Origin of the sequence: Actinoplanes sp. NPDC051470, from assembly GCF_040682035.1 — a bacterium.
In the GTDB taxonomy this organism is placed as follows: domain Bacteria; phylum Actinomycetota; class Actinomycetes; order Mycobacteriales; family Micromonosporaceae; genus Actinoplanes.
Window position 1 is genome coordinate 46833 of the sequence record NZ_JBFBAA010000024.1, and the last position, 11402, is coordinate 58234.

The following is an 11402-nucleotide window of genomic DNA, read 5'->3' on the forward strand; positions in this document are numbered from 1 at the left end:
CGCGTTGGACAGAATGTGGAGCGGTCCGGTCAGATCCCGGTGAGCTCGGTGGGCAGGGCGAGGCGTTGCACCAGCGTCGGGTCGGCGGCGCCCTCGTACACACGGACGTCGTCGATCACCCCGGCGAAGAACTGGCCCCAGGCGCCGTTCTGCTTGGCCCGGGCCACCTGGAAGCCGCCCGTGGCCTGCCACACCTTGTCGTGCCGGCCCTGGGCCGCGTCGGCCAGCTGACCGTTCACGTACAGGCGGACCTCGTTGGTGAAGGCGTTGTAGACCACCGCGAGGTGGGTGCCGGAGTTGCCGGCGCCGGGCAGCACCTGGTCGTCGAGGATGTCGTCGCTGACCGGGTTGGCCTTGTCCTCGGTCGGCAGGTTCAGCTCCCAGCGGTTGCCCGCCGAGCAGCGCACGACGAAGCCGCTGCTCTGGGTGCCGGCCTGGGACAGCACGGCCATGTTCTTGCCGCAGCCGTTACCGGCGAGCCGGACCCGGGCGCTGACCGTGAAACTCCGGTCGGTCGCCGCGATCGGCGCCGTCGTGGCGGCGTAGTCGTCCACCCCGTCGAACCTCAGGTGCCCGGCGCCGACCAGGGCCGGCTCGGCGAACGGGTCGTCGTTCAGGTTCGGCGCGTAGAGCACCGGGTTGCCGCCGGTGGTCAGCGCCGGCCCGCCGGTCGCCTCCGGGGTGCTGTTCTGGGCCAGCGTGTTCATCGTCCAGTAGGCCGAGCGGAACGGCACCAGGTCGAACAGCTCGCGGACCTCCTTGGGCACGATCAGCCGCCGGTAGACGGCCACGTCGGCCAGGTCGCCGGTCCAGGCGCCGCGGTACCCGGACGGGCCGGTCGCCCGGCCGATCTGCACCGGGCCCCGGGCGGTCCAGGCCGAGCGCCGGGGCGCCGACGCGGTCACCGAGCCGTCGTTCACGTGCAGCGTGATCGAGCCGATCTCGCTGTCGTAGGTGGCGACCAGGTGGGTCCACTCGTTGAGCAGCGCCGGGCCGGCCAGCACCGACCAGTCACCCAGCGACAGCACGTCGCCGACCGGGACGCGGAACGCCCACTTTCGGCTGGCCGCGTCGTAGCCGAGGGTGAAGCCGGCCTCGCCGGATCCGTCCTGGCTGACCGCGGTGGCGTTGCGTGAGCTGTCGGTGAGGCGCACCCAGGCGCTGACCGAGAACGACTTGCCGGTGTCCACCACGGTCCGCGCCGAGGTGGCCAGGTTGGCGTCGGCCGTGCCGTCGAAGCGGGCCGCGAAGTCGCTGCGGCCGCCCGGTCCGGGCACCCCGAAGCCGACGCCCCGGCCGGCCGTGGCCGGGTGGAGGTCGCCCTCGCCGTTGCTGTCGGCCGCGGCCGACGATCCGGCCGGGTCGTTCAGCGCCCACTGCCCGGCCGCGCCGACCGTGGCCACCCGGAAGTGGCAGATCGCGATCGGCGACTTCTTGTTGGCCTGGTCGATCGCCTGCACGGTGACGAAGTTCGGTCCGTCGCTGGTCGGCATCCACCGCCGGGACACCGGCCCGCCGAGCGAGGTCGGCGTCAGCTTGTTGTCCGGCAACGGGTTTCCGTTGAACCCGTAGATGTACTCCTTCACGTCGGTGGCCGCCGAGTCGAAGGTGAAGCCGCCGTACGTGCCGATGCTGCCACGCCACTCGGCGTCGTCACCGGCGCAGTTCGACGTGGTGTCGGAGACGTCGCCGGGCAGATATTCCGGCGAGTCGATGTCGGGCGCGGTCGGCTGCGTCTTGTCGAAGACGAACTCGCACCGGCCGCTCCACCCGCCCCATTCCCTGGTGTCGTAGGCCCGGGCCTCCCAGCCGATCACCACGTTCTGCGGCAGGTCGGACGGCAGCGTGACGTTGAACTGGCTGCCGCTGGCCTTGTACGAGGAGATCGGGATCGTCCGGCTGGTGGTCGGCGCGCCGGCCGGCCAGTACACCTTGATCTCGCCCTTGACCTGCTCGGTGTGCTTGCTGGAGTGGTCCGGGTCGCGGAACACGGCGAACGCGCGCGGCGGCACGTCGCTGAACGGCCGGTTGGCGCCGGTGACGCAGGCGCCACCCGGCGACATGGTCATCTCCGAGGTCTTCGGCGCGGCCGGCGGGCGGTTGTAGTTCACCGAGAGCACCGCGTTGTTGCAGAACCGCTTGACGAAGTGGATGTCGCTCTCGTTGTCGGCGCGGATGCCGAACGTGGTGGTGGAGTCCTTGTCCTTGACCGCGTTCCGCACCGCGGTGGTGGCGTTGAAGCCGACGTTCTGGTTCGTCGTCGTGCACGAGGACTGCTTGCCGGTCGGCGACCTGGTGTCGACCTTGTCGCTCCAGCTGCCCTTGCCGCCCGGCTGGTTGTTCCAGTTCGTCTTGGACGAGATGCCCGAGGGCATGCGGTAGAGCGAGACGTCGCGGGCCGACGAGTCGTACGTGTGCACCATCGTCACCCGGAACTCGGCGCTGATGATGTGCTTACCGACGTACGGGGTGGACAGCGCGTAGAACAGCCGCTTGACCACCGACCGGTTGCAGCCGCTGGGGCAGCGCCCGATCCGCTCGTGCGACTCGTTGTCGAACTTCCAGTACTCCTCGGTCGGGTAACCGCTGTCGACCATGGCCCAGCCGCTGCGGGTGGTCGACGACCACACCGGGTCGATCGCCACCGGGTACTGGGTGTCCGGCCCGGTCAGCAGGTCGATGTCCGGGGTCAGCGTGAGCTTGCCGTCGCCGACGGCCACGTCGACCGTGGACACCTGCGCCGACTCGGACGGGCCGTTCAGCACCGGCGGCAGGTTGGGGTCGGCGGCGGCGACCGCGAGCCGGCTGTCGGTCTGCGGGTCGGCCGGCGGGGTCGAGTCCCACATGGTCGGCGCGCCGCCCTCGAAGACCGGCTGGCCGGTGGCCTCGTCGGTGGCGACCAGGCCGCCCTCCTCGTCCGGGGCCACCGTCACGCCCTCGGTCTGCAGGCCGAACTCCAGGTCGTGCAGCTTCTCGTTCTTCGCCGCCTCGGCGTTCTTCACCACCAGCACGTGCGAGAAGCCGGACGGCGTCACGGTGATGACCAGGTCGACGCCCTCGAGCACCTCGGCGTAGGTCGCGTGGCTGCCCTCGATGACCGGCGTGGGCAGGTCGCCCAGCAACCAGTTCAGGTTCAGCTCCCGGCCGGCCTTGTCCGCCTGGATCAGCGGCTCCGCGCCCTCGCCGTCGGTGATCCGCAGGGACGTGGCGGCGGCCTTCGGGCCGATCGTCCCGTCCGGGCGCTCGACCAGATCGGTGTCGACGTCCACCCACCGGCCGTCGCGCATCATGCGCACCGGCTCGGCGTGTTCCTCGGCGGTCAGCGTGCCGTCCGGGTTGGCGTACACCTCACGCTGCTCGTCGCGGAAGGCCAGGACCTCCACGCGTTCGCCCGAGGCCTCGGCCAGCCCGACCGCCGCCTCCTCGGTCTCGGCCACCGGTCCGGTCTCCGCGGCGGCCGCCGCCGGCCGGGGTGTCTCCGGCGCCGCGTGCGCCGGGACCGGCGCGGCGATCAGCAATCCGACCGTGGCGATCAGCGCGAGCGTTCTCCGTGCGGCCATGCCGCCCTCCTCCTTCATGAAAAGTCTCATCGCTGCCGCCCTCAGCCGATCGCCGAGCCGGGGTTCTGGTACATCACGGCCGGGGTCTTCTTCCCCGCCGCCAGGTCGGCCCAGAGGACACCGTGGAGCTGGTTCTGCCGCGGGCTGGCGACCCAGAGCCGCCCACCGGACGACCCGAGGTACGCCCCGAGCAGCTCACCGTCGGCCGGCGAGCCGGGCAGCGACGTCGAGCTCCGCTGCACCATCAGGCCGGACGGGGTGACCGGGTCGGTGGCCGCGCCGAAGACGTTGATCAGGCCCGCGTCGGCGACCCCGCTCAGGTCCTCGCCGGGCACGCCGACCGCCGCCTGCAGGGTGGCCGCGGTGGCCTCGTCGGCCGGCTTGGTGCTGACCAGCGTGACCTTCTCGCCGAAGTAGTCGCCCGCCTCGGCCGGCTCGCCGTTGGCGAAGGTGTTCTGGGTGATGCCGCCGAGCGAGGTGAGAGCCGTGGCGGTCAGCTTGTAGCGCTGCACCCGCCCCGCGTCACCCACCGCGTCGACGTCCTCGCCGGGCACGCCGACGAACAGCATCGACACCGGGGTGCCGGCCGCGGTGCCCACCGGGCGGTACGCGGCCAGGGCCACCGACTTGCCGAAGTTGTCGTTCGCCTCGGCCGTCTCCACGGTGCTCTGGTCGATCGTGACCAGCGCCTTGGGCAGCCCGGACACCAGCTCGTGGGTGTTCACCTGCACGGCGCCGGCGAAGGCGGCCGAGCCGATGGTGCGGCCCGGCAGGCCGAACGCCAGGTGGTGCGGCGAGCCGGCCACCGAGTAGCCGAGCCGGTCGTCGGTCTTGGCCGGGGCGGGCAGGCCGGATCCGGCGTAGAGGGTGGCGTTGACCGCGCCGCGTACGTAGTGGACCAGGCCCGCGTCGATCACCGTGCCCACGTCCTCGCCGGGCACGCCGACCACCAGATAGCCCTCGCCGGCCGCGGTCCGGCCGGCGGTGACCGACCAGCCGAACCAGTCGGCGGCCTCGGCGTCGTCACCCCAGCCGGTGGAGTTCTGCGTGTACCAGAGCGTCCCCGGGCCCCGGCCGAGACCGGCCGGCGAGCCCAGGATCAGCGCCACCGCACCGGCGTCGGCGACCGAGCCGGCCTCCTTGAACGGCACACCCACGGCGAGGTCGGCGCAGCCGTCGTTGTTCGCGTCGTACGCGGCCACCGAACGACCGAACTGGTCGCCGGCCGCGCTCGAGCCACCGACGTTCTCCTGGGTGACCGTCTCGGCCGGCCGGGTGCCGCCGTAGATCACCGAGACCTGCCCGGCGCCGTCCTTGCCGCCGGCGTCGGCGTCCGGGTCACCCGCGGCGACGTCGGAGACGCCGTCGCCGTTGAAGTCGGACTCGGCGCCGGGCGTGCAACCGCCGGCCGGCGGCGCGGTCAGGTAGGTGTTGAACTCGCAGGACTTGTCCCAGTCGGAGCTGCCGGTCACGCCGTCGGAGACCTTGACCCGCCAGGAGTAGTTGCCGCCCTCGACGAACTGCCCGGCCGGGACGGTGGTGAAGACCGTGCCCGTCCTCGCGGCCAGGTTGATCGTGGTGCCGCCGAGCTTGGTCGTCTCGCCGACCCGGTACCACTCGAAGTCGATGGTCAGCGCGTTGGCGTCGGCGTCGCTCACGCTGACCTGGAGCTTGGGCGTCAGCGTGTTGATCGCCGGGCGGCTGGTGCCGGTCTTGCAGGAGGTGGCCGGGTCGGTGCTGCGCGCGGTGATCAGCGGCGGCGCCTGGTAGTTGACCACCGCCACCGGCACCTCGGCGGCCGCACCCTGGCTGCTGCGGAACTGCTTGAAGCCGGCCGTCTTGGTCTCGTCCTGGGCGCGCAGGCCCATGTGCGCCAGGGCGCTGTTGGCCTTGGCGAAGTGCTGGAAGAATGCCTTGCCGTCGATCTCCACGGTGCCGTCGGCGCAGTTGGTGCTGCCCTTGGTCTGGGTCGAGGTGGCCGACGCGGCCGAGGCCCAGGTGGGCTGGCTCGCGTACGTGTGGGTGGTGTTGGCCGCGGTGGTCGTCCAGATCTGCCAGCCGGTCGCCGTGCAGGTGTGCGACCAGAAGTTCAGGAACTTCACCGACGCGCTGGTGATGTGCTTGCCCGAGAGCACCGCGGAGTCCCAGGTGATGAACGATCGGGCGATCGTCGGCGGGTCGGTGGCGTAGAGGCCGAGCCAGAGGTCGTTCGCGGTGTGCGCGTTCGTGCTGGTCGACTGCCGGACGTAGGTGTCGAAGGTGACCCGCGCCGGGTTCAGCGCCGGGTCGATGGTGATCGGGTACGCCCGGGCCGGGTCACGCAGCCAGCGGGCGTCCGGGCGCAGCACCAGGGCCAGGCCCCGGCGGTCGCGCTCCACAGTGGTGCGCACCGCCGTCGTGGTGGCGGGCACGCCCGCCGGGGTGAGCTTCGCGTCCCACATCTCCGGCTGGGGGATCTGCATGGTGGCGCCGCCGGCCGCCGATTTCAGCGTGACCGAACCATTCGCGCCGCGGACGTGCTGAGCCGCGCCCGGACCGCTGAGCCGGAACCGGACCGCCCCGATCCGCGCCGCGGCGGCCTTGTCCCGCACCACCAGCAGCTGCTCGAAACCGGTGCGCGAGGCCCGGACGACGAGGTCGACGCCGGGCAGGGCCTCCGGATACGTGGCCTCCGAACCGGACAGCCGCGGCGCCGGAAGCTTGCCGGTCCAGTGCATCGCCACGCGCTCGGCGCCGGCGCCGACCGCCGCCAGCTCGTGGTCGCCGGCCGGACGCTCGCCGGCCAGGACCAGGTCGCCCGGGTGCGCCTTGGGGACCACGACGTCGCCGCGGGCCTCCAGCGTCGGGTCGATCGTGATCCACCGGCCGTCCCGGCGCATCCGCACCGTGCCGGCCGAGATGTGTGCCTGGAGGTCGCCGTCGGGCTTGGCCCAGACCTCGGTGGTCGGCGAGGTCAGACTTTCGACCTTGACCGGCTTCCCGTCGGTGCGTGCGGCAAGCAGCGCACGTCCCTCGGCGGTCAGCGGCGCCAGCGCCTCGGTTGTCGTCTTCTCATTGCGGGTGACGGCAACAGCAGCCACCGCGATCGACACGGCCAAAGAGGCCGTGGCCGCAATCCGGACACGCCGGATCCACGGACGTCTGTTCATCTGGTCATCCCCCGTCAGGACTCAGAGTCACGTCTGTGGATGAAGCTAGCCGTCCGGTGATCTCCGCGTTGTCCCGTGTCGATGGGTGCCAGATACAGGAATTTTCTTCGTGTTCCTCAGCGTCCGCAGGTCAGAGGCCCTTTGAGGCAGCCGGGACAACTAAGGAGACGTAAAGGTTGTGTCCGAAGGGATGAGTGCGGATCGGCCGAACCGTCAGGCGTCCGGGGTCGCGGCCCGGGCCATGTGGGCGGCGTACCAGGCCGGCCAGTTCTCGTCGAAGACGCCGCCCAGCTCCTTCTTCTCATACTCGCCGTGCGCCGCCGCGGCGTCGCGCAGCGCCTGCTCGAGCTCGGCCACCGAGCGATAGACCAGTGTGAAATCCATGGCGACATCCTTTCCCAGACAACCGTCGATGCGTCGTGACTTAAAGCACAAGAAAGGTTGTGTCCGAACGGCTGACGGAATACGGACCGAACGGCGAAACGATCTCCTTCGATGCCGTCGTGATCGGACTGACCTGGGAAAAGGGGCCCACTGTCGGGTTTGGACATAACCCCGGAAAGCTCAATTCGGATCAATACGGATCGGTAGCATGTCGAGCACGTGCTGCAACCGCCGCATGATCATTCCGTGTCGTCACCGGGAGGACGAGTGTCGACAGGGCCGCTGCAGCGCCACCCCACACGGGTCGGCCTCCTGCGTCCCCGGCTGATCGACGCGCTGGGCGGGCTGCGGACCGCCCGGCTGGCGATCGTCGCCGCCCCGGCCGGCACCGGCAAGACCACCCTCCTGGCCCAGTACGCGCACGGCTGGCCCGGCGCGGTCGGCTGGTGGCAGGTCGAGCCGGGCAACGCGACGGTCGACGCGGTGGTCAGCGGCGTGTGGCGGGCGGTGGGCGGTCAGGGCGCCGACGAGCGACCGCGGAGCCTCGACGAGCTGGCCGGCCGGTTGGCCGCCGCCCCACCCGACGAGCACCTCCTGATCATCGACGACCTGCACTACCTGAACGGCACCGACGCCGAGGCGGCCCTCGAAGCGCTGATCCTCCGGGCGCCCGGCGCGCTGCGCGTCCTGATCGGGACCCGGCGCATGCCCGGCTTCAACCTCGCCCGGCACGAGTTCTCCTCCACCACCGTGGTCAGCGCCGAAGACCTGCGGTTCCGGTCGTGGGAGGTGGAATACCTGCTGTCCGACGTCTATCGCGAGCCACTGCCGCCGGACGACGTCGCCGCGCTGACCCGCCGGTTGAACGGCTGGGCGGCCGGCGTGCACATGTTCCACCTGTCGACCGGCGCGCGGTCGCTGGCCGAGCGGCGCCGGGCCATCGCCGCGCTGGACGGCCGGTCCGCGCTGACCCGCGGCTACCTGGCCCGCACGGTGCTGGCCGAGCTGCCGGCCGACCTGCGCGAGTTCATGGTCCGTACCTGCGTCTTCGAGACCTTGACCGCGGCCCGCTGCGAGCGGCTGCTCGACCACCCGGGCCACAGCGCCCGGCTGCTGGCCGAGCTCGACCGGCGGCAGGCCTTCACGTCCACCAGCGACGGCGGCCAGACCTACCGCTACCACGACGTGCTGCGCGCCCACCTGGGCGGAACGCTGGCCGAGGAGCTGGGCGAGGCGGGCGCCCGCGCGTGGCACGCCCGCGCGGCCGAACAGCTCGTGGCCGAAGGGGCCCGGGTCGAGGGCGCCCGCGCGTACGCCCGGGCCGAGGAGTGGGCCAAGGTCCGCGGCCTGCTCGACGAGCTGGGCGGCCAGGTCGCCGAGGAAGACATCGAGCCGTGGCGTGAGCTGCTGCCCGGCTGGCTGGTGGCCGGCGACCCGTGGCTGATCTACGCCGAGGCCCGCCAGCTGCTGGGCCGGGGCCGGCTGACCGGCGCGGTCGAGCGGCTGCGGCAGGCCGAGGAACACGTGGGCGACGAGCGCAGCCGGTCGCCGGTCCGCGCCCTGCGCCACGCGATCGCGGTCTGGCTGCCGGGCGGCCACGCGCCGGCCGGCCCGGGCCTCGGCCGGTTACGGTCGGCGGTCCGCGGCCACCCGGCGCTGACCGCGAGCACCTCGGCCGACCAGCCGCTGGTGGCCGCGCTCGCCCACCTGATCGCCGGTAACGTGGCCGAGGTCCGCCGCACCCTGCCCGAGCGTTCGCCCGAGGCGGCCGACCTGCCCGAGCTGGGCGCCCGGCTGCTCGACGCGGTGCTGGCCACCTCCGGCCGGCACCCCGAGGCCAAGGCCTGGCTGGCCGCGGTGCTGGCCGACGCCGAACGCGCCCGGCTGCCGTGGCTGGTCCGGCTGACCCGGGCCGGCGCGGCGCTCAGCGGCGACGCCGACGCGCTGGCCGACGCGCGTGCGGTGATCCGCGAGTGCGACCGGGACGCCGACGAGTGGGGCGCGGTGCTCGCCCTGGGGATGATCTGCCTGGCCCGGTCGCTGGCGGCGGAGCCCGACGCGGCCGATGTGGACGACGCCGCGGCCTGGCTGGAGCGCTGCCGCGCGGTGGACGCCGCCGCCCTGGCCGCGTGGGCCCAGTCGCTGCTGGCCCTGGCCGCGGCGCGGAACTCGCTGGCCGACGCCGAGCTCGAGGCGCAACGGGCCGACGCGCTGGCCCGGTCGGCCGGCGTGCCCGGGGCCCGGGTGGCCGCGCTGGCCGCCGCGGCCCGGTGCGGCGCCACCCGCGCCGACGTCCCGGCGCTGGCCGTCGAGTGTGGCCTGCCGGCCGCGGTCGCCGCCGCCTGGGCCGGGAACGCCGCCGGCCGGGCCACGGCCGACGAGCCGCCCGAGATCGAGGTGTGGTGCCTGGGCGGTTTCCGGATCCGCCGGCGCGGCGTCGAACTCGACCTGTCGCTGATCAAGCCACGCACCCGGGCGGCGTTGCGGCTGCTGGCCACCTACGCCGGCCGGCCGGTGCACCGCGAGAACCTGATCGAGGCGCTCTGGCCCGACATGCCGATCGCCCAGGCCACCCGCAGCCTCCAGGTGGCGCTGTCCAGCCTCCGCACGTTCCTCGAGCCGGGCCTCGGGCGCGGCCAGTCCGAGCTGATCGTGCGCCACGGCGAGGCGTACGAGCTGGCCCTGCCCCGCGGCGGCGTCAGCGACGTGGCCCGGTTCCGCGCCGCCCTCGGCGAGGCGCAGCGCTGTGAGCTGGCCGAAGACACCCCGGGCCGGAGGTACGCGCTGCGGGTCGCCCTGCACGCGTACGGCGGCGAACTGCTCCCCGAGGACGGCCCGGCGGAATGGGTCGTGCCGGAACGTGCCCTGCTCCAGCGCCACGCCGCCGAGGCCGCGGCCGACCTGGCCCGGCTCCAGCTCGACGCCGGGGCGGTGTCCGACGCCATGCTGACCGCCCGGCGCTGCGTCGAGATCGACCGGTACAGCGACCCGGGCTGGCGGCTGCTGATCGAGGCCTGCGAGCTGGTGCCAAGCCCGGCCGCCGCGGCCCGGGCGAAACGCGGCTACGCCGACATGCTGGCCTCGCTCGGCATCACCGCCGGGCCGAGCGAGACCCTGGTCCGCAACGCTTCCTAACCTCGCTTGAGGAACTCCAGCTCGCCGATCCCGCAGAAGGTCTTCTTGTCGTCGTAGCACGAGATGATCGTCAGCCGGACCCGCTTGACGTTGCTCACCTTGACCTCGAAGCTCTGCGGGCCCGGCTTGTCCTGGAGCACCAGCGGGAAGGCCTTCTGCTCGTTGTCCTCGTTCGTCGTGGTGACGATGATGTCGTGCGGCCGGCCCTCGGAGATGAACTTCTTCTGCTCCTTCGAGACACCCGCGTTCACGATCACGTTGAGCAGGCGCACCGGCTGGTCGAAGGTGCCCTCGATCCAGGCACCGGCGAATGGTTTCTGCGGCGACCAGAACCGGTTGGTCGCGGTGTCGGCGACCAGGGTCGGGTCGGCGCCGTAGATCGAGGTGGACGCGTGCAACTCCTTCGCCCGCACCGGCGCCGGGTCACCGGTGCGGTCCCGCACGGCGGTGATGGCGCGCTGGAGGTAGACCTTGGTCGGCAGCACGGTGAACGCGGCCACCACCAGACCGATCACCGCCAGCACCGCGATCAGCCGCGGCAGCATGCTCCGGCCGCGTTGCACCCGCCGGGTGCCCGCGTCGTACCGCCGGCCCTTGCCCCGGATCTTGTCCCGGAGCCGCCGCCACCACGACTTCTTCTTCTCGTCGGCCGGCCGGGCCAGCAGGTGGCCGCAGGACCGGCAGAACTTGCGGGTGGCCAGGTTGCCGACGCCGCAGTTCGCGCACTCGATGTCGCCGGGGGTCTCGGTCGCCGGCTCGTCGGTGACCACCGGGGTGTACCGGCGCTGCTTCGCGTCCGGCTGGACCAGCCGGATGCCGGTGTCGGGGGCGGCGGCCTCCTCGACCGGCTTCGGCGCGGGCTCGGGCGGGCGCGGGGCCAGCGGCTCCGGCCTGGGCTGCGGCGGGCGCGGCGCCTCGTCGACGACCGGCTTGGCCGGTTCCGGCGGCTTCGGCGGTTTCGGCGGCAGCGCGGTGTCGGGCGCCGGAGGCGTCACCGGCTCGGCGGTGGTGGTGCCGCCGCCGCGCGCGGTCTGCGTGGTGGCGGCGGACGTCTTCGCCGGCTCGTCACCGGCCCATTCGAGGAACGTGCCGCACTCGCCGCAGAACTGTGTGCCGGGCGGGTTCCGGGTCCCGCACTCCGGACAGACGATCATTTATCTCTCCTCGTACCCGA

Annotated in this window: 5 protein-coding genes; 1 reads left to right on the forward strand and 4 read right to left on the reverse strand. The window is 72.7% G+C overall.

Annotated features, from left to right (window positions below):
- Positions 1-29: 29 nt before the first annotated feature.
- From AB0M54_RS33435 to AB0M54_RS33445, 3 genes are all read right to left on the reverse strand, one after another.
- Positions 30-3560: a LamG-like jellyroll fold domain-containing protein gene (locus AB0M54_RS33435; RefSeq protein ID WP_364475716.1), complete on the reverse strand. Its 3531-nt coding sequence runs from the start codon at positions 3558-3560 to the stop codon at positions 30-32.
- Positions 3561-3601: 41 nt separating this feature from the next.
- Entirely contained in the window at positions 3602-6652 is a 3051-nt protein-coding gene (locus AB0M54_RS33440) for a DNRLRE domain-containing protein (protein WP_364475718.1), read from the reverse strand.
- Between the two features lie 270 nt (positions 6653-6922).
- Positions 6923-7093 (reverse strand): hypothetical protein, encoded by a 171-nt coding sequence (locus tag AB0M54_RS33445; RefSeq protein ID WP_364328796.1) that lies wholly within the window; start codon positions 7091-7093, stop codon positions 6923-6925.
- Positions 7094-7360: 267 nt separating this feature from the next.
- On the opposite strand from AB0M54_RS33445, the gene AB0M54_RS33450 reads away from it, so the two are divergent.
- On the forward strand, positions 7361-10228 hold the full coding sequence (locus tag AB0M54_RS33450; protein ID WP_364475720.1) for a winged helix-turn-helix domain-containing protein: 2868 nt from the start codon (positions 7361-7363) through the stop codon (positions 10226-10228).
- Here AB0M54_RS33450 and AB0M54_RS33455 read toward each other — a convergent pair.
- Positions 10225-11382: a zinc ribbon domain-containing protein gene (locus tag AB0M54_RS33455; protein WP_364328802.1), complete on the reverse strand. Its 1158-nt coding sequence runs from the start codon at positions 11380-11382 to the stop codon at positions 10225-10227. The genes AB0M54_RS33450 and AB0M54_RS33455 overlap by 4 nt on opposite strands.
- Positions 11383-11402 lie beyond the last annotated feature (20 nt).